The sequence below is a fragment of the Streptomyces chengmaiensis genome, assembly GCF_029846775.1.
GTDB lineage: Bacteria > Actinomycetota > Actinomycetes > Streptomycetales > Streptomycetaceae > Streptomyces > Streptomyces chengmaiensis.
The window spans coordinates 53730-73920 of sequence record NZ_JARWBG010000022.1 but is presented as its reverse complement, the minus strand read 5'-3'; the positions used below and the strand labels follow the sequence as shown (position 1 = coordinate 73920).

Here is a 20191-nt window from a genome sequence, read left to right as displayed (position 1 = left end):
CGACGACGGGGAGAGGGGCCGCGGATGACGGGGCGGGAGATTCCGGACGAGTACCTGGCCGGGTACGACAAGATCCTGGCGGAGGCGGCGGACACCGGACGGCGGCTCACACGCGACGAGTTGGAGACGCGCCGGACGCTGGGGGAGCAGGCCGCGGAGGCCGGGCACACGCTGCGCGCGCTCGTCTCGGCCTACCTGTCGGCGACGCGCGAGCACTGGCCCGCGCGGTCTGCGGACACCGCCACGGGGACGGACCGGGTGCTGGCGGCGGTCGAGCACGCCGTGGACGCGCTCGCCGAAGGATACGAGCGGGCACAGCGGCTGGCGGTGCGGCAGGAGGTCGCGGACCGCCGGGAGTTCGTCGACGACCTGCTGCACGGGCGCAGCGACCTGGGGCGGCTGGCACAGCGGGCGGAGCGGTTCGGGCTGCTGCTGTCGCACGCCCATGCGGTGGCGGTGGCGGAGGGCGACGGCACATACGACGACACGCATCCGGTGACGCGGAGGGTGGACCAGGCGGTGAGCGCGCGGTACGGCAACCGCAGCATCCTGATCGCCACCAAGGACGGGCGGCTGGTGTGCATCGCGCCGGGCGACCAGGCGGATGTGCTGACGCACTTCGCCAAGCAGGCGCACGCGGCCACGGACGGCGGCCGCGTCGCGATCGGCCGGCCGCAGCCCGGCGCGGGCGGCATCGTCCACTCGTACGAGGAGGCCCTCACGGCGCTCGACCTGGCGCTGCGCATGGGCATCGACGAACCGCTGCTGCGCGCCGCGGACCTGCTGGTCTTCCCGGTCCTGGCGCGCGACCGCCAGGCGATGGCGGACCTGGTGCGGTCCACACTCGGCCCCCTGCAGAACGCCCGCGGCGGCGCGGTGCCGCTGCTGGACACGCTGACCGCGTACTTCGACTCGGGCTGCGTGTCGGCGGAGGCGGCACGGCGGCTGTCGCTGAGCGTGCGGGCGCTGACGTACCGCCTGGAGCGCATCCACAAGCTGACGGGTTCCAACCCGGCGGATCCGATGCACCGCTACACGTTGCAGACGGCGGTGATCGGGGCCCGTCTGCTGGACTGGCCGTCCCAGGCGTTCTGAGTGTTTCCGGGGGCTCCGGCTCCCGGACCCCCTTCGGGGGAGGGGCTGTTTGCGGGGCTGCCGCCCCGCACCCCTCTGCGCGGCGGTTTCGCGTCGTCGGGCCGGCCCGCTGGTGGTCGGCACGGCATTCAGGGCGTGGTGGCGCGAGGGGCGTTCCGCACCTCGGGATGCACGGCTGTCGCCATGTGTGTGCCTTGGCGGCGGCAGCGCCGCGAGCCTGCCAGGGGGTGTGGGGGCGAAGCCCCGGCAGGGAGGCGCACGCCCCGTCGGGCGTGCGGGTGACGCGGGGCCGCGCGTCCGCTTGTCGGCTCCGGGACGGCGGGCGCGGGTGGCGATGATGCGGGCGTGGGCTTCTCGCGTACCGACCGCCGTCTCGTCCTCCCCGCCTGTGGCCTGGCCGTCGCGGCCCTGCTGCCCGCCGCCCCCGCCACGGCCACGGCCACGGCCACGGCCACGGAGCACCCGCACCCTCATCCACTCCAGTACGCGCACCCGCACCCCCATCCGCTCCCGCACCCCCACCCCCTCCAGTACGCGCACCCGCACCCGCACCCCCACTCCCTCCCGCACGCGCACCCGCACCCCCGTCCGCGTCCCGTCACGCCCGCCGAGCGGCGTGTCGACGCGTATCTGAAGGGGGTGCAGGACCGGCCGCAGGCCCTGCGGAGCTTCTTCCGGGCCATGCCCAAAGGGGGCGAGCTGCACAGCCACCTCGTGGGTGCGGCCACGACCGAACTGCTGATCCGGATCGCGGGCGAGGACAGGCTGTGCATCGAGGAGGGGTCGCTGACCGCGGTGCGTCCGCCCTGCGATGCGCCCGGCAGCCGGCCGGCCGCCGACGCCCGCACCGACGCGGCCTTCCACCGTGCGCTGCTGCGCGCCTGGTCCATGCAGGACTTTCCCGCCGGCGCGCCCACGGGCCAGTCCGGCCACGACCATTTCTTCGCCACTTTCGGCAAGTTCGGCGCGGTGCTCAAGGGCAACGGCGGCAGGCTGCTCGCAGAGGTCGCCCGATCCCTCGTCGACCACAACCAGCTCTACCTGGAGACAATGGTCAACCCCGCGTCGGACGGGGCCGCCGCCCTGGCCGCCGAGGTGGGCTGGGACCCGGAGCTGCGCCGGCTGCACCGCACGCTGCTCGCCGAAGGCAGGATGGACCGGCTCGTCGCGCGCGCCCGCGCCGAGGCCGACGCGGAGGCGGCGCAGTTCCGCAGGGTCGCGCGCTGCGACACGGCCCGCCCGCAGCCGAGGGCCTGCCGCCTGCCGGTCCGGTACGTCTACCAGGTGCTGCGCGAAACGCCGCCGGAGCAGGTCTTCACCCAGATGGTCCTCGGCATGCGGCTCGCCGAGGCCGACCCCCGCTTCGTCGCCGTCAACCTCGTCCAGCCGGAGGACGGCGAGATCGCGCTGCGCGACTACCGGCTCCATATGCGCATGCTCCGGCTGCTGCGCCGCGTGCACCCCGGCGTCCGGCTCACCCTGCACGCCGGGGAGCTCGTCCCGGGGCTGGTCAAGCCCGAGCACCTGCGCTTCCACATCCGGGAGGCCGTGCTCACCGCCGGCGCCGAACGCATCGGGCACGGCGTCGATCTGCAGTACGAGGACGACTGGCGGCAGCTCGCCCGCACGATGGCCGAGCGGCGCGTGGCCGTAGAGGCCCCGCTCACCAGCAACGAGCAGATCCTCGGCGTCGCGGGAGAGGACCACTCCTTTGACGCCTACCGCGCCTACGGCGTCCCGGTGGTGCTGGCCACCGACGATCCGGGCGTCTCGCGGACCGACGTCTCGCACGAGTACCAGCGCGCCGCCCGCACCTACGCACTGAGCTATCCGGAGCTGAAGGACCTCGCCCGCGCCTCGCTAGAGCACGCCTTCCTGCCCGGCCGCAGCCTGTGGCAGGACCCGGCGCCGTATCGCATGGCGGGGGTCTGCCGCGCCCCCGGCCCGCGGGTCTTTGCCCCGCCCCCGTCGGCGGCCTGTGCCGGGCTCCTCGACGCCAGCCCCAAGGCGGCTCTCCAGTGGCGTCTGGAGCGGGCTTTCGCCGACTTCGAGGCCTCTCTCAGCTGACGCCTTTTACCTGAGAAAAGATTTATCTCGCAAATATGGGCGAAAAGGCACAATCGAGGGAGGGGGGAGGCGTACCAGAGGCACCCGGCGGCAGCCGGGGCCGGAGCAGAAGGGACATCCGATGGCAGCAGCCCGGTCCCACACCCGCTACACCCCCGACCGGGGGCTGACGGCCCGCATGGCGACCACCATGTTCCTCATCGGGCTGCTCTACGTCGTCTTCGTCGGCGTGCTGATGGCCCTGATGCGCGGCGCCTGGCCCATCATCCTGCTGATCGCGGGCGGTCTGTTCATCGTCCAGTTCTGGTTCAGCGACCGGATCGCCGCCTACAGCATGGGCGCCCGCGAGGTCACCCCCCAGCAGGCCCCGGAGCTGCACGGCGCGGTCGACCGGATCTGCGCCCTCGCCGACATGCCCAAGCCGCGGGTGGCCATCGCCGACAGCGACGTGCCCAACGCCTTCGCCACCGGCCGCAACCAGGAGACCGCCCTCGTCTGCGCCACCACCGGGCTGCTGCGCCGGCTGGAGCCGGAGGAGCTCGAAGGCGTCCTGGCCCATGAGCTCTCGCATGTCGCCCACCGCGACGTCGCCGTGATGACCATCGCGTCGTTCCTCGGCGTGCTGGCCGGCGTCATGACCCGTGTCTGGCTCTGGGGCGGCCTCGGCCGCAGCAGCCGGGACAGCAGCACCGCCATCGCCATGATCCTGATACCCCTGGTCAGTGCGGTGGTCTATGTCATCAGCTTCCTGCTCACCCGCGTCCTCTCCCGCTACCGGGAGCTGTCCGCCGACCGCGCCGCCGCGCTGCTGACCGGCCGGCCCTCCGCGCTCGCCGCCGCCCTCACCAAGGTCGACGGCGAGATGGCGCGGATACCCACCAGGGACCTGCGCAAGGCGGAGCCGTTCAACGCCTTCTTCTTCACCCCCGCCTTCTCCTCCAAGGAGAGCCTGGCCCGGCTGCTGTCCACCCACCCCACCCTGGAGCAGCGCCTGGACCAGCTCGGCCGGATCTCCGCCCAGCTCGGCCGCTGACGCCGACAGGCGCGAACGACGAGAGACGTGATGAGCCCGTGGGATTCCTCGACGCCCTGCTGGGGCGCAGCAAGCCCGTACGCCCCGACCTCGACCAGCTCTTCGCCCTCCCCGGCGCGGCCATCACACTCCAGGCCGCCGCCGGGTTCACCCCCACCGGCGTCGGCTCCGTCTGCTTCGCCAGCGTCGAAGGCGGGGCCTTCGGCCGACTCCAGAAGGACGTACGGGAGCTGCTCGACGCCGACACCGCACGCGGCGGCGTCCCCGTCGAGTTCAGCCAGGACGCCTACGGCTACACATGGCTGCTGGCCCGCCAGCCCGCCGAGGACACGGCCGCGCTGGTCAACGATCTGCACGCGGTGAACACCCTGCTCCAGGAGGCGGGCTTTGGGCCGCAGCTGCTGTGCTCACTGATGGCCTTCGCGGAGCAGAAGGAGGACGCGCACCGGGCCGAGCGGCCCCTGGCCTTGGTCTACCTCTACAAGCGCGGTACCTTCTACCCCTTCGCTCCGCTCCCCGGCGCCGTCGAGAAGCGCGACAACGCCCTCGAACTCCAGATCAGGTCGCTCCTCTCCGACGATCTGCGCATCGAGAAGGACCTGTCCCGCTGGTTTCCGGTGTGGGGCGCGCCGGGACTCGCCGCGTAACGGATAAGTCCGTACAGGTAGGGTCTCTCCGGCCCTGTCGACCGGCAGGACCTCGGAACGGGACAACGGGATTTCGGGAAGGCCGGCAGGTGGCGGGACGCGTGACGCGGGTGTGGCAGAAGCTGTTCACCACCCACCCGGCCCGTACGGTCGTGATGGCCTTCGCCATGGTGATCCTCGCGGGCGCCGCGGTGCTGTCCCTCCCGGTCTCCTCCCAGGACGGCCGTGCGACGGACCTTGTGACGTCGCTGTTCACATCGACGTCGGCGGTCTGTGTGACCGGTCTGGTCGTGGTGGACACCGGAACCTACTGGAGCGGCTTCGGCGAAGGCGTCATCCTCGCCCTCATCCAGGTCGGCGGCTTCGGCATCATGGCCATGGCGTCCCTGCTGGCGCTGCTGGTGTCGGGGAAGCTGCGGCTGCGGATGCAGCTGACCGCGCAGGCGGAGACCAAGAGCCTGGGCATCGGAGACGTACGCCGGGTGCTGCTCGGGGTGGCGGGCACGACCGTCGCCGTGGAGCTGGCCATCGGCACGGCCCTCGCGCTGCGCTTCCGCTTCGGGTACGGCGAGTCCACAGTCGACTCCGTGTATCTGGGGTTCTTCCATGCGGTCTCCGCGTTCAACAACGCCGGCTTCGGGCTGCATCCGGACAGCCTGACCCGGTACGCCACCGACCCCTGGGTGACCCTGCCGATCGCCGCCGCGGTGATTCTGGGGGGTCTCGGCTTCCCGGTGCTGCTGGAACTGCTGCGGCACCGGCGTCGTATGCGCACCACGGGACGGCGGGGCTGGACGCTGCACACCAAGCTGACGCTGGTCACAACGGCTGCGCTGCTGGTGTCGGGCACGCTTTTCACCGCCCTGCTGGAGTGGGGCAACGCGGCGACGCTCGGCCCCTTCACCTGGGGCGACAAGCTGCTGGAGAGCTTCTTCTACTCCGCGATGAGCCGCACCGCCGGCTTCAACGCCCTCGACATCGGCGCGATGGAAGCCTCCACGCTGCTGATGACCTGCACCCTGATGTTCATCGGCGGCGGCAGCGCGGGCACCGCGGGAGGCATCAAGGTCACCACCTTCGCGGTGCTGGCCGCGGCCATGCTGGCCGAGGTGCGCGGCGAGCCCAACTCCACGGTCATGAGCCGCCGCCTCGCGCCGCACGCGCTGCGCCAGGCGCTGACGGTGGCGCTGCTGGGCGTGGGCCTGGTCATCAGCGCCACACTGGCGCTGCTCACCGTCATCCGGGCGCCCTTCGAGGACGTGCTGTTCGAGGCCGTCTCCGCCTTCGGCACGGTCGGTCTGTCCACCGGCATCACCGCCGAATTCCCGGACTCCGGCCGGCTGATCCTGATCATGCTGATGTTCGTCGGCCGACTGGGGCCCATCACCCTGGTGTCGGCGCTCGCCCTGCGCGAGCGCACACGCCGCTACCAGCTACCCGAGGAGCGACCTGTCATTGGGTAACTACCTGCACCAACTGCGCCGCCGTCGCCGCAGGCGGCTCGTCGAGCAGCGTCCGGAGCTGGGCGACCAGCGGGTCGCGGTGATCGGCCTGGGGCGCTTCGGCAGCTCGCTCGCCCATGAACTGACCCGGCGCGGCTGGGACGTGCTGGGCATCGACACCGACCCCGGGCTCGTCCAGCGGCACAGTGACGCCCTCACCCACTCCGCCGTCGCCGACTGCACCGACCCGGAGGTGCTGCGGCAGCTCGGCGTGCACGAGTTCACCAGCGCGGTCGTCGGCATCGGCACCGACATAGAGGCCAGCATCCTGGTCACCTCCAACCTGCTGGAAGAGAACGTGCCCAACATCTGGGCCAAGGCCATCAGCCGCCAGCACGGCCAGATCCTCGAACGCCTCGGCGCACACCATGTGGTGCTGCCCGAGCATGAGATGGGCGAGCGGGTGGCCCATCTGGTCACCGGGCGGATGCTGGACTTCATCGAGTTCGACGACGACTTCGCGCTGGTCAAGACGGTCGCGCCGGAGATCGCCACCGGGGTGCCGCTCGGGCGGAGCGCCGTGCGCAGCAAGTACGGCGTCACGGTCGTCGGCATCAAACGGCCCGGACAGGACTTCACCTACGCGACCGCCGAGACGGTCATCGAGAAGGGCGATGTGATCATCGTGACCGGCAGGACACGAGCGGTGGAGACCTTCGCCGAGCTGAGCTGACCCGAGCCGAGCCGAGCCGGGCCGAGCCGGGCGGAGCCGAGCTGAGCTGACCCGATCCGGGCCGAGCCGGGCGGAGCCGGCCCGAGCCGGGCGGAGCCGACCCGAGCCGGGCGGAGCCGGCCCGAGCCGGACCGGGCCGCCTCAGCCGTGGGCGAAGCCCTTGCCCGTGCGGTCCAGCGGATCGGGCGGCAGGGACAGGAACCGCTCACGCAGCTCGTCCCAGGCGGCGAGGCGGCCGAAGTCGGGTGCGTCCAGGATGGATTGGCGGTCGCTCAGGAACGGATTGGGCAGCAGGACGGTCATCATCTGCTCGTCCCGGCCGTTGAAGAGCCGCAGGCCCCAGCTGACCGGGGCGCCGTCCGCTCCGACGGTGCGGTACAGCTCGGCGCGCGAGCAGCGGCGGATACGGCCCATCTCCGCCCCGGACGCGGTGTGCTCGCCGATGCACAGATGGAAGTGCCAGGCCCCGAAGTCGACCGTGGCATAGCCGTCGTTCACGGTGATGCCGGTCGGGGCGTTCGGCGCGCCGACCTCCCAGGCGGCGCCCTCGATGATGGGGCCGAAGTGGATGTGCTGCCAGTGGTCGGTGAAGACGGCGGTGATCAGGTCGAGGAGGGTGGACTCGTCGGCGGGCAGCGCCCAGACGTGCTCGACGCCGCCGCCTGGGGTCTCGACGACGGCGTACTCCGTGGCAGTCATGGCTGTTTCCTTCCTCAGCGGCTGTTTCCGGTGGTCCGGGCGGTCCTGCTGTTCCGCGTGGTCCCGCTGTCCAGGGTGGTTCGGTTCGCCCGGCTCGGGCGGCTGGTCAGGACGCAGTCGCCGCAGACGCCCGCGCCCGGCACGCGGTAGTAGAGGCAGCAGCTGCGGCGGCGGAAGGCGACGTTTCCGTCCGCGTCGGCGGTGAAGTCCCCGGCTCCGGCCAGCGGCTCCCGGCCGAGCAGGTCGCGTACGACTGCGAGGGCCGCCGCCCGGTCCGCCTCCGGGACACGGGCGAGCAGCACGCGCAGGGAGCCGATGAGGGCGGAGGCGGCGTTGCCGCGCAGGATGTGCGGGGAGACGCCGAACACGCGGTGGACCGCGTCGGCGAGGGGGCGGAGGTTGGCCTCGGCCACGGTGCGGTGCACGGCGTCGGCCGGGCCGTCCGCGGCGGCGTCCGGCAGCTCCCGCGGCACGGGCAGCCAGAGCTCGACCGGTCCCGACGCGCCCGGCCGCCACCACAGCGTCCGGGGATGCAGATCGGGCACGCGTCCGCCGACGGCGGCCGTCGCGAGGGCGATCGACCACAGCCGGGAGGCGGTGCCCAGCTGCACCGTGGAGGCGGCGACGCGCGGCTGGTCGACGCCCATGCGCCCGCGCACCGTCTCCGTGTAGGCGGTGAGCGCGCCGTCCTCGTACAGCTCCGTCATCGGGCGGAAGCCCGCGGCGTCCGCGTCCGGCAGATCGCCGCAGTGGACGGCGAAGTACGGTCCCACGGCGCTGATCCGCTCCAGACGGCCGGCCAGGCCGAGGGCGGCGGTGTGCGCGGTGTGCGCGGTGTTCCTCACCATGTCCGTACCTCCCGGGTCAGCTCCTGGAAGGACCGCGTCCGTACGGTCCTGCCGCGCCCGCGCACCGTCAGCGTCCCGTCGGAGCCCGCGGTGACGAGGGTGTCGCCGTCCCCTGTGGCCAGGTCCTCCCGTGCCAGGGCTCTCTCCAGCAGCGGGCGCAGCGCGGGCGGGGCGTCCATGGCCACGGTCGCCCGCGCGGGGCGGCGCAGCCCGAAGCTGCCCGAGGCGGCGTCGAAGGCCAGATGTTCGGCGTCAAAGGCCGCGGCGACCGCCCCGCGGGCGATGAGATCCTCGGGTGCGCCCGCGTGCACCCTCAAGGAGCGGTCGACCAGCCAGACGGCGTCGGCGACGCGCAGCGCCAGCTCCAGATCGTGGGTGCTGACCACCACCGTCAGGCCCCTGCTGCGGGCCAGGTCGCGCAGCAGCACGGTCAGCGCCACCCGTGACGGCACATCGAGGAACGCGGTCGGCTCGTCCAGCAGCACGGCCGCCGGCTCCTGGGCGAGGGCGCGTGCGGTGAGCACCCGCTGGCGCTCTCCGTCGGAGAGTTCGGCGGCGGGCCGGTCCGCGAGATGCCCGGCGGCCACCGCGTCCAGGGCCCACTCCACGGCCGTGTGATCGGCGTCGGAGAGGCGTCCGGTGAACCCGGTGTGCGGATGGCGGCCCAGGGCGACCAGTTCGCGGGCGGACAGCAGTCCCGCGTCCACCCGGTCGGTCAGTACGACCGCGAGACGCCGGGCGAGCGCCGCGGGCGACTGGCCGGCGATGTCGAGGCCGCCGATGCGCACGGACCCGGCCAGCGGCGGCTGCAGCCCGCACAGGGTGCGCAACAGGGTGGACTTGCCCGCGCCGTTGGGACCGAGGAGCACGGTCAGCTCTCCGGCGCGCGCGGTCAGGTCCAGCTCGCGGAGCACGGCCCGCTCCCGCCGCCGCCGGGACGCCCGGCGCATGCGGTAGCCGACGGTGAGCCCGCGGGTGCTGATCCCCTCCGTGCCGGTCGTGTCCGTCGTGACCATGGCGGCGGTCGTGTCCATGGTGCGGGTCCAGTCCGTGGTGCGGGTCGTGTCCGTGGTGCGGGTCGTGTCCGTGGCGCCGGTCGTGTCCGTGGTGCGGGTCCTGTCCGTGGCGCCGGTCGTGTCCGTGGTGCGGGTCCTGTTCGTGGTGCCGGTCGTGCCGGTCGCGGCGGAAGCGTCCTCGGCCGCTGTCTCCACGAGTTCCGTCATGGCGTCACTCCTTGCAGTCCGCGGCGGCTGCGCACCAGGAAGGCGATGACGACGGGCGCGCCGAACAGTGAGGTGATCGCGTTCAGCGGCAGCACCGCGTCCATGCCCGGCGGCCGGCTGAGCAGCGCGCACGCCAGCGCCAGAAACGCGCCCGCGAGCATCGCCGCCGGGATGAGCGCCCGGTGGTCGGAGGTACCCAGGGCGACCCGGGTCAGATGCGGCACCGCGAGCCCGAGGAAGGCCACCGGACCGCAGAACGCGGTGGCGGCCCCGGCGAGCAGCGAGGTGCCGAGCAGGGCGAGGTCCCTGGTGCGCCGGACGTTGAGGCCCATGGTGCGGGCGTAGTCCTCGCCGAGCAGCAGCGCGTTGAGCCGCTTGGCCGTCAGCAGTGCGGTCAGCAGCCCCGCTCCGATCACGGGCAGCATCACCGCGAGGTCGGGCCAGGTCGTGGCGGAGAAGCTGCCCAGACCCCAGATGACGAACTGCTGGGCGCGCTCCGGCCTGGCGTACACCAGCGCCACGCTCACCAGCGCGGTCGCGGCCGAGCCGATCATCACGCCGATGACCAGCAGGGTGACCGCCGACCGCACCCAGCGCGACAGCGTGAGCACCAGCGCCAGCACACAGGCCGCGCCGAGGGCGGCCGCGATGATGACGCCGATGCGGCCGAGCCCGGCCAGATCGCCGGTGAAGCTTCCGGCGACGCCGCCGGTGGTGACGACCACCGCCGCGACGCCCATGCTTGCCCCGCTGCTCACACCGAGGGAGAACGGGTCGGCGAGGGCGTTGCGGAACAGCGTCTGCATCTGCACTCCGGCCACGGCCAGCGCCGCGCCGACGGCGACGGCGGTCAGCGCGCGCGGCAGCCGCACCTCGTGGACGATGACGGTCCATCGTGGATCGGCCCCGTCGTCCCCGAACAGCACGCGCACCACCTCCCCGACCGGGACGTGGTACGAGCCGACGGCGATCGTCAGCACGAACAGCGCGGCCGTGCCCGCGGCCAGCGCGCCGACGGCGAGAAGCCGCCGCCGCGCGGGCCCGCGGGCCGGTTCGGGGACCGGCTCGCGGGCGGTCGGCGATGTGTCGGTGACGGCCGTCACGCCCTGGGCACCTTCTGGTGGAAGGCAAAGGTGTGGCCGGCCGCCTCCTCCGGGTGCAGGATCGCGAAGAGGTCCGCGAGCACCAGGTCGGGCCGGAGCACCCCGCGTTCGAAGTAGTCGTTGCCGCCCTCTGGGCCGAGGGCCTTGGTGTTCGTCCAGATCTCGCCGTCCTTGACGGCCGCCAGCTCGCCGTAGCGGCGGTCCGCCTTGACCGCGTCGGCGGAGGACGTCCACTGCTCGCCCGTCAGCCAGATCTTCGCGTCGCCGCCCTTGGCGTACACGGCCTCGAAGCCGAGCTGAAGGTTGCCGGCGCTTCTGTCGCCCGCCCAGGGGTACGTGCCGCCTGCGTCCTTGATGAGCCGGCCGAGGTAGCTGCCGCCGGGGGCCATGCTCCACTGGCCCTGGTACATGGTGCCGGGCAGCACCTTCACCGGCTCGCTCTTCTCCGCGGCCTTGGCGGCCCTGGCGGCGACCTTGCCGTAGTCCGACTCGATGGTGTCGAACAGTTCGCCCGCCCGCTTCTCGGCCCCGGTCAGCGCGGCCACCGCCTTGACCCACTCGGCCCGGCCCAGCGGACTGGGCTCCAGCCACTCGGCGTTGGCGACGACCGCGATGCCCGCCTGGCGCAGCTTCGGGTACTGCGGGTCGTCGGCGCCGCCGGTCATCAGCACATCGGGCTTGGCCGCGATGACCTTCTCCGCGTCGATGCTGTTGTCGGCCGCGTACACCGCGACCTCGCCGGACCTCACCCGCTCACGCACCTCGGGCGAGCTGATGTAGGCGCTGTTGCCGACGCCGGTCAGCACATCGAGTGTGCCGGTCTCGGTCAGCAGCGGCAGATGCGTGGTGGACGCCGAGTAGAGGCTCTTGACCGGTGTGGTGATCTGTGGCGCCTCTGCCAGCTCGCCGGTCAGCTTCGGCTTGGGGGCTCCGCACCTGACCAGGACGTACGTCTCCGGCTTGCCCTTGGGGAAGGGTTCCTTGACGGTGAGGACCTGATAGCTCTTCGCATAGCGCAGGGTGAAGTTCCGGGCGTGCTCCACCCGGGACTTGACGGGGAAGTAGTCCTTGGCGGGGTCGAAGTCCGCGATGCAGCCGTCGCCGCCGCTCTCGGCGGCCTTGGTGTCCGCGGCGGGCGGTGCGGAGTCGCCGCCGCAGGCGGTGAGCGCGAGGCTCAGCGCGAGCAGCGACGCGGTGGCGGCGGCGGTCGTGGCGGTTGTGGCGGTCGAGCGGCGCGCGGGCATGCGCCTGCGCAGCAGGGAAACGGGCACGATGGCTCCTGGCGTGCGAAAGGGAAACGCCTGACGGCGTGGGGAAGAAGACGTCCGGTGCCGGGAGCCGCTCAGCAGCGGCCCGGGGTCGGCACGGCAGGCTGCACGGAGGAGCTGTCACAGATACGCGGGCACACGGGTGCCACCGTCCTCTCTCGGGGAGATCCGCCCCGGAACGTCGAGGTGCGACGGCGTGAGTCTCCTGACTCGGGATCGACGCTTCCCCGGCCTTCCCACCCTTCAGCAGGCGGTGGCCATGGCGGAGTCGCTCCCCCTACACAGTGGCGGTACCGTGCCGGAATCTCACCGGCTTCCTCGTCCGCCGTCGCGTTGTCGTCAGGAAGCATCTCAGAGGGGGGCGGGGTGTGCCAGGGCCTGGCTCACCCCGCACTACTGTGCGCCCCCGCCCCCGCGCCCGCGCTCCCCTCGGGCCGTCGACCGGACCGCCTGCGCCGCCGTACGGCCGCGGTTCCGGCGACGGCCAGCAGCACCGCGAAGGCCGCGGCGGCGGTTCCGGGCCCGGCGGCGTCCACGGCGTCCGCGATGGCGCGCTGGACGGCTCCGGCCGCGTCGATGACCGGGTCCTGGGCAGCCGGGTCGTTCTGCACCCGGATCTCGTACCAGCCGTAGTACGCCACATACGCGCCGATGAGCAGCAGCAGTACGCCGCCGATGCGGGGCGCGAGCCGACCGAGGGCGCGCAGCCGGCCGACGGCGGCGCTGCGGGTGAGGGCGACGGTCAGCGAGGCCGCGCCGACGATGATGCCCATACCGGCGGCGTACGCGGCGAACAGCGCGATCCCCTCGCCGGTCGAGCCGCTGCGGAAGGCGGAGACGACGATGGCGAGGAACGGCGCGATGGTGCAGCCCAGCGAGGCGGTGGCGTACGCCATCCCGAACAGCGCCATCGAAGGAACCGAGCGGGTCACGGACGGAGCGCGCCGCACCTTGGGGGCGAGGGCCGGCAGTTGGCGTCCGGCGGCCAGCCACGCCCCGGCGGCCGCCATCAGCGCGCCGAAGCCGATGGTGAACCACGGGAGCTGCTCCTGCACCCGGCCGGCGACGGGCAGGATCGCCAGCCCGAAGACGCCGAAGAGGGCGGCGAATCCGGCGGTGATCGCGGCGGTGGCGGTCAGCGCCCGGCCGACGGCCGCCGTACGGCCGGGGGAGTCGTCACCGAGGACGAGGAGGGAGAGGTACGCCGGAAGCAGGGCGAAGCCGCACGGGTTGACCGCGGCGAGCATTCCGGCGCTGAGGGCGAGGGCGAGAGGGAGGTCGGCCATGGCGGTGGTCGCGGGGGTCCTGTGCGCGCTGTCCGGCGCTCAGCCGACGAGCTTCCCGACCTTCTCGGCCAGGCCCTTGCCGCCGGGCAGCACCCCGCTGTAGGTCTCCTTGCCGTCCTTGTCGAGGATGACGTACACGCTCTGCTGGGTCACCTTGAAGCGCTTCCACACCTCGCCCGCCTCGTCGGAGACATGCGGGAACGTCCCGGACCGGGTCTGTGCGACGAAGTCGCGCATGGAGTCGTTCCGGTCGAGCCCGGCGACGCCGACGACGTTCGCCCTGCCGGAGAAGTCGGCGGCCACCTTCGCGGTCTCGGCGGCCTGCGCGCGGCACTTGGGGCACCAGGGGGCCCAGAACCACAGCACGGTCGGCTTTCCGGCGAGCGTCGCGCCGTCGAAGTCCTTTCCGTCGACCGTCTTTCCGGTGAAGCGCAGCACCTCGGGCGTCCCGGTCGTCGCGGGTGCTTCCTCCGGCGGCGCGGTCGCCTCGGAGGGCGGGGTCTGGGAGGGCGTGCTCGCGGCCGCGGCGTCCTGGGAGTCCTGGGAGTCCCCGGGCGCCTCGGAACCGCCGCCCGAACCGCATCCGCTGAGCAGGGCTGCGGACAGCAGAACGGCGAGGAGGGTACGGGCACGGGCGCGCATGTCGGCTCCTGTGGGTCGGGTGACGTCCTGAGACTAGAGCGGACGCGCTTCCCGCGGGCCCCGGCAACTCTTACGGTTCGGTGACGTCACCGTGTGCCGGGGCGTCGGCGCGCCGGGGCGCCGGGGCCCTGGGGGCCGCGTAGAGGTCCCGCTCCCTGGTCTCCGGCAGCAGCCACACGCACACCAGCGACACCACGCCCATCGCGGCGACGTATCCGCCGACGGCGTGGGAGCCGTGGACGTCCTGCAGCCGGGTGGCGACGAGCGGCGCGACCGCGCCGCCCAGCACCCCGCCCAGGTTGTATGCGAGCGAGGCGCCCGAGTACCGCACCTTCGTGGAGAACAGCTCGGGCAGCCAGGAGCCCATCGGGCCGTAGATGACGCCGACGCAGGCGAGCGCTCCGCAGAGCCCGAGGAGGACCAGCGCGGGCCGCGCGGTGTCCAGCAGCGCGAGCAGCAGCGGCCCCCAGACGGTGCACAGCGCCGCGCCGAGGAGGCAGACGCGCCTGCGGCCGAGGGTGTCCGAGCGGAGGGCGCCCCACCAGGTGCCGGCGATCAGCAGGATGACGGAGGCCATGGACAGCAGCAGCATGATGGTGCGGTCCACGCCGACGGCGGCGGACGTGGCGTAGGACAGGGCGTAGGCAGTCGCGGTGTAGAAGAGCCCGTAGACGACGACCATCGCGCCGCCGCCGAGGAGCAGCTGCCGCCAGTGCAGCCGTACGACGTCGGCCACCGGGGCGCGGCTGGTCTCGCGGGCGGCGGCGGCACGGGCGAACACCGGCGTCTCGCTGATCCTCAGGCGGACCGCCAGCCCCACTCCGACGAGCGCGAACGAGAGCAGGAACGGCAGCCGCCAGCCCCAGCTGCGGAACTGCTCGTCGTCGAGTGCGCCCGACAGCAGCATGAACACGCCGGTGGAGGCGAAGAAGCCGGCGGCCGGGCCGAACTGGGGGAACGCGCCGTACAGGCCGCGCTTTCCGGGCGGCGCGTGCTCGGCGGACAGCAGGACGGCGCCGCCCCACTCGCCGCCGATGCCGATGCCCTGGCACAGCCGCAGGAACACCAGCAGGGCGGGGGCCCAGACGCCCCACTCCCGGTATCCGGGCAGCAGCCCGACGGCGGCCGTGGACAGGCCCATGAGGAGGAGGGAGGCGACCAGGGTGGCCTTGCGGCCCACCCGGTCGCCGAAGTGGCCGAAGAGCACAGCCCCGAGGGGGCGGGCGAGGAAGGCCACGGCGAAGGTGGACATCGAGGCGAGGGTGCCGTTGACGGGGGAGAGGTTGGGAAAGAACGCGTCGTTCAGCACGAGGGCGGCGGCGGTGCCGTAGAGGAAGAAGTCGTAGAACTCGATCGCCGTGCCGACGAAGCCGGCCGTCGCCACCCGTCGCATGCCGCGCGGATCGGCCGACGCCGACGCCGGGTCCGGTACGGCCTTCGCCGCCGTGTCCTCGCCTGCCACCGTGCCGCCTTCCCTGCGTGCCGCGCCCTCCGCGTCATTGCACCGCATCGCGGGGTCCGCCTCCGGCGGATGCCGGGTCAATGGCGAAAACACGCCCTCGCGCGAACCGTTCAGACGAAGAGCAGGGCCGTCGCCGTGGCCGCTCCGAGGGCCGCTCCGGCGACGGTCTGCCCGACGGTGTGGTACGCGAGCGCGACGCGGGACCAGCAGACGGCGACGGCGAGGGGGCAGGCGAGCAGCCACCAGGGGGAGTGCACGGCGGACAGCAGTGTGACGACGGCCGAGGCGACGGCCGAGTCCACCGAGATCTTCCACAGGGTGTTGACGGCGAGGAGCCCGACGGTCATCACCCAGAGCCCGAGCATCGAGGCGAGGATGCCCGCCGGGGCCCGTCCGGCGACCATCACGGCGGAGCCTGCGCCGATCGAGCCGAGGATGACGAAGAAGATCGGCGCGCGCTGGGTGCGGTCGACGACATGCCGGTCGCCCCAGGCGCCTCGGCCGCGCTCCCACTCGATGTAGCCGGCGGGGATGAGCCCTGCGCACAGTGCGCCGAGCAAGCCCCAGGCCAGGCCTGTCCAGTCCCCGGCGGCGGCGAGGCCGATGCCGAGCATGCCGGCGAGGAGGACGTTGCGGGGCTGGAGGACGTCGGTGACGCGGCGGGCGGCCTTGGCGGCGCCCGTCTCGGCTGCGGTCCCGCTCATGGGGTCGCCCCGGCCGGGTCCGCGGCCGCCGGCCGGCGCGCCTCGGCGAGCACGTGCCGCGCCTGCCGCTCGTCGATGGTGCGGCCGCGCGCCGCCTCCATGTTCGCCACCGGGCCCTCGGCGCCGAAGGGGGCGGGGACGGGCGGGCCGGCGAGTCCGGCCTCGCACTCTTTCCGCAGTTCGCGCATGGACATGGGGCCTCGTGATCGTCGTCACGCGTACGGGTGACATGCGATCGGCGAGTTTACTGTCCCCCGCGTGCCGGCTCCTTCCCGTGCCGCTCTCCCGCCTGCTTCTCCTTGGTCTCCTCCAGGAGGGCCAGGGCGAACTGCAGCAGCTCGGGCGGCAGCCCGTCCTCCTCCAGCCCCCGCTCGGCCACGCCGCTGATCTCCCCCGTGCGCCGCCTGGCCAGGAACTGCAGTCCGGCGACGACGTCGTCGACGACCTCGGACTCCTCCTTGAAGAACCGCCAGTCCACCCCGAAGCCCAGCCCCAGCGCCTTGAGGATGTCCTCCGAGGGGTGGGTGACCTTCCCGGCGAGGATGTTGGAGAAGTAGCTGTGCGAGAGCGAACCGCCCCGCTGTCTGACCAGCTCGGCGAAGGCCCGCCCCGAGACCTTCTCGCCGGGGAAGGTCTTCTCCACCATGTACTCGACCTTCTGCTGCAGCGTCTTCAGTTCGGGTGTTCGCGACGCTCCGTTGCCGTCCATCCGGATCCCCCAACGTTCACATCGGCCCGCGGTCAACGGGCGTGTACGTATCCAACCCTGTCACGGACGCCGTGGCGTGCGCGAGGGAGTGGGTCGGCCCGTTGCAGGGGGGCGGGCCGGGCTTGCGTAAACACTCTACGCCACTGTTAACTCGAAAAAACACGGGCAGGGGGCCACGAGGGGAGTCCCTTGTCCGTGCCTGCCGTCCTGCCCGCCGCCGGGGCGCTGCCCGGGCGCGGCCGTCGTCCGGTGCCGGCCGTATGCGACGCGACTGCAAACCCGCGCAAAGGTGTAGCCCTTCGCGACGGGGGATACGCGAAGGGCTACACGGCCATTATGACACCTTGTCAATGCCCGGGTGCACCGGGGGTGTCAGGTCAGAAGACGGACCAGCCCGTCATGGTCGTGAACGCGTCCAGGGCGTGGACGGCGGCGAGGGAGTTGCCCGCGGGGTCCAGGGCCGGGCTCCAGGCGCACAGGGTGCCGCGGCCCGGGATGACGGCGAGGATGCCGCCGCCCACGCCGCTCTTGCCGGGCAGCCCGACCCGGTAGGCGAACTCGCCCGCCGCGTCGTACATGCCGCAGGTCAGCAGCACCGCGTTGATCCGCTTGGCGTCGCTGCGCGGCAGCAGCCGGGCGCCGTCGGAGCGCAGGCCGTGGCGGGCCAGGAAGCCGCCGGCCAGGGCGAGGTCGCGGCAGCTCGCGGCGATGGAGCAGTGCGCGTAGTAGTGGTCGAGGACGGTCTCGACCGGGTTCTCCAGATTGCCGTAGCTGGCCAGGAAGTGGGCGAGCGCGGCGTTGCGGTGGCCGTGCAGGGCCTCGGAGGCGGCGACCCGGGCGTCGGTGTCGAGGTGCCGGTTGCCCGACTCGGTGCGCAGGAACCCCCGTACGGCCCCGGCGGCGTCCCCCGTCAGGGTGTGCAGCCGGTCGGTGACGACGACCGCGCCCGCGTTGATGAAGGGGTTGCGCGGGATGCCGTGCTCGGTCTCCAGCTGCACCAGCGAGTTGAACCGGTTGCCGGAGGGCTCGCGGCCCACGCGCTTCCACAGCTCGTCGCCGTGCGGGCCGTGGCTGAGCGTGAGCGCGAGTGTGAAGAGCTTGGACACGCTCTGGATGGAGAACGGCTGCTCCCAGTCGCCGACCCCGTACACCTCGCCGTCCACGGTCGCCAGCGCCATGCCGAAGGCATGCGGATCGACTTCGGTCAGGGCCGGGATGTAGTCGGCGACATTGCCGCGGCCGATCACCGGACGGGCGGATTCCATGGCGTCGTACAGGGTCTGGTGCAGGTTCACGTCGGACATTGTGGCTCCTGCGGGGCGCGGCGGCACACGCCGGGGGGAACGCCCGGCGCGGCCGTCCGCAGCATGCGCGCGCACCGGAGGACGGCGGCATCTGTGGAGCGCGGATCCTGACGGCATGTGCCCCATGTGCTTCCAGGGCACCTGAAAGGTAGGTTTATGCCGATTTCATAGGCCTTTGATGGCCTTCCTGCGGCAGGCTCATCGCTGGGCGGACCCGTGGAGGTTCGCCGACGGCGACAAGGAGAAGCAGCGATGAAGGCGATCAAGACGATGAAGACGCAGCGTGCGAGGCGGGCGATCGGCGCATCCGCCCTCGCTCTCGCCCTGGCGGTGGGCGGCGGCTGGGCCGCCCAGGCGGAGACGGGCACGGCAGCCGCGTCCCAGGAGAAACGAGACACGGCCGGGCCGGCCGCCGGCGCGGTGCCGGGCTACGAGGTGGTGCGGCTGCCCAACGCCAATGTCCCCAACTTCCAGCGGCGAACCGTCTACTGCCCGGCGGGGAAGGTGGTCCTCGGCGGCGGTGCCGAGGCGCGGGGCAATGACGCGATCCTGGTCGGCAGCTTCCCCACGGACGACAACAGGGGCTGGATCGGCCTCGGCCGACAGAACGCGTACTCGTCGGTGGGCATCAGTGTGTTCGCCATCTGCGCGAACTCCTGATCACCATCCGACCGCGTCGTAGGTGAGTGATGGGGAGGGGCTGTCCGGCCGGAGGCCGGGCGGCCCCTTCGCCGTTGACACCCCCGACTGGTACGGCGACGTCCTCGCCCACCCCATGGTGCGGGTGGAGCTCGACGGCGAGACGTTCGCCGCGGTCGCCGTGCCGGACGCGCCCGTCGAGCCAGTCTGCCCGCGCCTGCGGAGATCCCCTGGCCGCCTGCCCCGCCCGCGGCTGAGTGACGCCGGGGACGGCTGCGTCGGCGTGTTGAATTGCGCAGGACTGGAGGTTCTCTCATGCGTATAAAGGTCAAGGACTTTGACCATCTGGTGCTCAATGTGCAGGACGTCGAGCGCTCCCTCGGCTTCTACTGCGGGCTGCTGGGTCTGGAGCCGGTACGGGTGGAGGAGTGGCGGGCCGGGGAGGCCCCGTTCCCCTCGGTGCGGGTCACGCCGACCACGATCATCGATCTGGTCGACCGGTCCCGCGGCGAGTCCAATGTGGACCACATCTGCCTGGTCGTCGAGCCGCTGGACTGGGCGGAGGTCATCGACTCGGGGGAGTTCACGGTGCTGGAGGGCCCGGTGGGGCGTTTCGGGGCACGTGGCGAGGCCCAGTCCGTCTATGTGCGGGACCCGGACGGCAACGCCGTGGAGCTGCGCTGGTACCCGCAGGACGCCGAAGGGGGCTCCTGACGACCGCGGGCCGGCCGGCGCGTCCGTGAGAGACGCCGGCCGGCGTCTCCCGCCGCCGCGGCCGTCGAGGCGGCCGCGGCGGCCGCGGTCACCCCGCCACGAACTGGGTCAGGATCGCCTGCACCTCGTAGATGTCCACACCCTTGGTGAACGTCTTCTGGACCGGTGTGGCGCTGCCCGACAGCCAGATCTTCAGCTCGGCGTCGAGGTCGAAGGTGCCCGCCGTCTCCACCGCGAAGTGCGTGATGCTGCGGTACGGAATCGAGTGGTACTCCACCTTCTTGCCGGTGATCCCCTGCTTGTCGACCAGGATCAGGCGGCGGTCGGTGAACAGGATGGTGTCCCGTATCAGCAGGTAGGCGGCGTGGATCTGCTCCCCCTGCCCCAGCAGCCGGGCGTACTCCTGCTGCGCCGATCCCGGGTCGATCGCGTGCGCGTTGCCGAACAGCGCCATGTCAGCCCCCATGTGGTGTCGGATGTCGTCGTGCATCGCACGATTCAGCGCACTGTATACGGACGCGATGCACGGAGCTCAGGGTCCGGCGTGCACCAGGCACGCCCACAGGCCGGAGG

General features: G+C 72.5%; 21 protein-coding genes, 1 pseudogene and 1 riboswitch. Of the genes and pseudogenes, 9 read left to right on the top strand and 13 right to left on the bottom strand.

Annotated elements, in window-relative coordinates; genetic code table 11:
- Positions 1-24 precede the first annotated feature (24 nt).
- The 6 genes from QCN29_RS19465 to QCN29_RS19440 all read left to right on the top strand — a co-directional run bounded on the left by QCN29_RS19465 (position 25) and on the right by QCN29_RS19440 (position 7017).
- The gene (locus tag QCN29_RS19465; RefSeq protein ID WP_279929600.1) at positions 25-1095 is read left to right on the top strand and encodes a PucR family transcriptional regulator; all 1071 of its coding nucleotides are present in this window, start codon (positions 25-27) and stop codon (positions 1093-1095) included.
- A gap of 345 nt (positions 1096-1440) precedes the next feature.
- Positions 1441-3162, top strand: coding sequence for an adenosine deaminase family protein (locus tag QCN29_RS19460; RefSeq protein ID WP_279929599.1), 1722 nt, complete (start codon positions 1441-1443; stop codon positions 3160-3162).
- 121 nt (positions 3163-3283) lie between these two features.
- The gene (htpX, locus tag QCN29_RS19455) at positions 3284-4195 is read left to right on the top strand and encodes a zinc metalloprotease HtpX (protein ID WP_279929598.1); all 912 of its coding nucleotides are present in this window, start codon (positions 3284-3286) and stop codon (positions 4193-4195) included.
- 38 nt (positions 4196-4233) lie between these two features.
- Complete coding sequence (pspAB, locus tag QCN29_RS19450; RefSeq protein ID WP_279929597.1) at positions 4234-4842, top strand: PspA-associated protein PspAB; 609 nt, start codon at positions 4234-4236, stop codon at positions 4840-4842.
- Positions 4843-4943: 101 nt separating this feature from the next.
- Positions 4944-6305 (top strand): TrkH family potassium uptake protein, encoded by a 1362-nt coding sequence (locus tag QCN29_RS19445; protein WP_279929596.1) that lies wholly within the window; start codon positions 4944-4946, stop codon positions 6303-6305.
- Entirely contained in the window at positions 6298-7017 is a 720-nt protein-coding gene (locus tag QCN29_RS19440; RefSeq protein WP_240134496.1) for a potassium channel family protein, read from the top strand. Before QCN29_RS19445 ends, QCN29_RS19440 begins: the two co-directional genes overlap by 8 nt.
- Before the next feature lie 141 nt (positions 7018-7158).
- On the opposite strand, the gene QCN29_RS19435 is transcribed toward QCN29_RS19440, so the two are convergent.
- From QCN29_RS19435 to QCN29_RS19380, 12 genes and pseudogenes are all read right to left on the bottom strand, one after another.
- Positions 7159-7716, bottom strand: coding sequence for a DUF7676 family protein (locus QCN29_RS19435; protein WP_279929594.1), 558 nt, complete (start codon positions 7714-7716; stop codon positions 7159-7161).
- A gap of 14 nt (positions 7717-7730) precedes the next feature.
- Positions 7731-8564 carry a (2Fe-2S)-binding protein gene (locus QCN29_RS19430; protein WP_279929593.1) on the bottom strand — a complete coding sequence of 278 codons (834 nt, stop codon included), beginning with the start codon at positions 8562-8564 and terminating at the stop codon, positions 7731-7733.
- A complete protein-coding gene (locus QCN29_RS19425; RefSeq protein WP_450169689.1) occupies positions 8558-9580 on the bottom strand; it encodes an ABC transporter ATP-binding protein in 1023 nt (340 codons plus the stop codon). The genes QCN29_RS19430 and QCN29_RS19425 overlap by 7 nt, the downstream gene beginning before the upstream one ends.
- A 203-nt stretch (positions 9581-9783) precedes the next feature.
- Entirely contained in the window at positions 9784-10890 is a 1107-nt protein-coding gene (locus tag QCN29_RS19420) for a FecCD family ABC transporter permease (protein ID WP_279929591.1), read from the bottom strand.
- On the bottom strand, positions 10887-12161 hold the full coding sequence (locus QCN29_RS19415) for an ABC transporter substrate-binding protein (protein WP_279929590.1): 1275 nt from the start codon (positions 12159-12161) through the stop codon (positions 10887-10889). The genes QCN29_RS19420 and QCN29_RS19415 overlap by 4 nt, the downstream gene beginning before the upstream one ends.
- 180 nt (positions 12162-12341) lie before the next feature.
- Positions 12342-12517: riboswitch (cobalamin riboswitch) on the bottom strand.
- A 24-nt stretch (positions 12518-12541) separates the two neighbouring features.
- A complete protein-coding gene (locus tag QCN29_RS19410) occupies positions 12542-13444 on the bottom strand; it encodes a cytochrome c biogenesis CcdA family protein (RefSeq protein ID WP_279929589.1) in 903 nt (300 codons plus the stop codon).
- Positions 13445-13483: 39 nt separating this feature from the next.
- A complete protein-coding gene (locus QCN29_RS19405) occupies positions 13484-14086 on the bottom strand; it encodes a redoxin domain-containing protein (protein ID WP_279929588.1) in 603 nt (200 codons plus the stop codon).
- Positions 14087-14156: 70 nt separating this feature from the next.
- On the bottom strand, positions 14157-15596 hold the full coding sequence (locus QCN29_RS19400) for an MFS transporter (protein WP_398859490.1): 1440 nt from the start codon (positions 15594-15596) through the stop codon (positions 14157-14159).
- 62 nt (positions 15597-15658) lie between these two features.
- Complete coding sequence (locus QCN29_RS19395; protein ID WP_279929587.1) at positions 15659-16252, bottom strand: hypothetical protein; 594 nt, start codon at positions 16250-16252, stop codon at positions 15659-15661.
- A gap of 74 nt (positions 16253-16326) precedes the next feature.
- A pseudogene (locus QCN29_RS19390) lies at positions 16327-16446 on the bottom strand (toxin); the annotation flags it as partial.
- Positions 16447-16496: 50 nt separating this feature from the next.
- Positions 16497-16961, bottom strand: a complete 465-nt coding sequence (locus QCN29_RS19385; RefSeq protein WP_279929586.1) for a hypothetical protein — start codon at positions 16959-16961, stop codon at positions 16497-16499.
- Positions 16962-17338: 377 nt separating this feature from the next.
- Entirely contained in the window at positions 17339-18226 is an 888-nt protein-coding gene (locus QCN29_RS19380; protein ID WP_398859532.1) for a glutaminase, read from the bottom strand.
- A 291-nt stretch (positions 18227-18517) separates the two neighbouring features.
- Between QCN29_RS19380 and QCN29_RS19375 the strand changes: the two genes are divergently transcribed.
- From QCN29_RS19375 to QCN29_RS19365, 3 genes are read left to right on the top strand one after another with little or no spacing between them, the layout of a single operon-like run.
- On the top strand, positions 18518-18925 hold the full coding sequence (locus QCN29_RS19375) for a hypothetical protein (RefSeq protein ID WP_279929583.1): 408 nt from the start codon (positions 18518-18520) through the stop codon (positions 18923-18925).
- Positions 18926-18947: 22 nt separating this feature from the next.
- Positions 18948-19229, top strand: a complete 282-nt coding sequence (locus tag QCN29_RS19370; RefSeq protein WP_279929582.1) for a PNPOx family protein — start codon at positions 18948-18950, stop codon at positions 19227-19229.
- Entirely contained in the window at positions 19220-19618 is a 399-nt protein-coding gene (locus QCN29_RS19365; protein ID WP_279929581.1) for a VOC family protein, read from the top strand. The genes QCN29_RS19370 and QCN29_RS19365 overlap by 10 nt, the downstream gene beginning before the upstream one ends.
- An 88-nt stretch (positions 19619-19706) precedes the next feature.
- Here the strand turns inward: QCN29_RS19365 and QCN29_RS19360 are convergent, their stop codons facing one another.
- The gene (locus QCN29_RS19360; protein WP_240134532.1) at positions 19707-20072 is read right to left on the bottom strand and encodes a PH domain-containing protein; all 366 of its coding nucleotides are present in this window, start codon (positions 20070-20072) and stop codon (positions 19707-19709) included.
- Positions 20073-20191 lie beyond the last annotated feature (119 nt).

Excerpts from the sequence above, each read along its gene's own strand:
- QCN29_RS19385 (WP_279929586.1), bottom strand. The coding sequence starts at position 16,961 with ATGGACGGCAACGGAGCGTCGCGAACACCCGAACTGAAGACGCTGCAG.
- QCN29_RS19395 (WP_279929587.1), bottom strand. The coding sequence starts at position 16,252 with ATGAGCGGGACCGCAGCCGAGACGGGCGCCGCCAAGGCCGCCCGCCGC.
- QCN29_RS19430 (WP_279929593.1), bottom strand. The coding sequence starts at position 8,564 with ATGGTGAGGAACACCGCGCACACCGCGCACACCGCCGCCCTCGGCCTG.
- QCN29_RS19410 (WP_279929589.1), bottom strand. The coding sequence starts at position 13,444 with ATGGCCGACCTCCCTCTCGCCCTCGCCCTCAGCGCCGGAATGCTCGCC.
- htpX (WP_279929598.1), top strand. The coding sequence starts at position 3,284 with ATGGCAGCAGCCCGGTCCCACACCCGCTACACCCCCGACCGGGGGCTG.
- QCN29_RS19365 (WP_279929581.1), top strand. The coding sequence starts at position 19,220 with ATGCGTATAAAGGTCAAGGACTTTGACCATCTGGTGCTCAATGTGCAG.
- QCN29_RS19435 (WP_279929594.1), bottom strand. The coding sequence starts at position 7,716 with ATGACTGCCACGGAGTACGCCGTCGTCGAGACCCCAGGCGGCGGCGTC.
- QCN29_RS19360 (WP_240134532.1), bottom strand. The coding sequence starts at position 20,072 with ATGGCGCTGTTCGGCAACGCGCACGCGATCGACCCGGGATCGGCGCAG.
- QCN29_RS19425 (WP_450169689.1), bottom strand. The coding sequence starts at position 9,580 with ATGGTCACGACGGACACGACCGGCACGGAGGGGATCAGCACCCGCGGG.
- QCN29_RS19375 (WP_279929583.1), top strand. The coding sequence starts at position 18,518 with ATGAAGGCGATCAAGACGATGAAGACGCAGCGTGCGAGGCGGGCGATC.
- QCN29_RS19465 (WP_279929600.1), top strand. The coding sequence starts at position 25 with ATGACGGGGCGGGAGATTCCGGACGAGTACCTGGCCGGGTACGACAAG.
- QCN29_RS19405 (WP_279929588.1), bottom strand. The coding sequence starts at position 14,086 with ATGCGCGCCCGTGCCCGTACCCTCCTCGCCGTTCTGCTGTCCGCAGCC.
- QCN29_RS19400 (WP_398859490.1), bottom strand. The coding sequence starts at position 15,596 with ATGCGGTGCAATGACGCGGAGGGCGCGGCACGCAGGGAAGGCGGCACG.
- QCN29_RS19380 (WP_398859532.1), bottom strand. The coding sequence starts at position 18,226 with ATGGAATCCGCCCGTCCGGTGATCGGCCGCGGCAATGTCGCCGACTAC.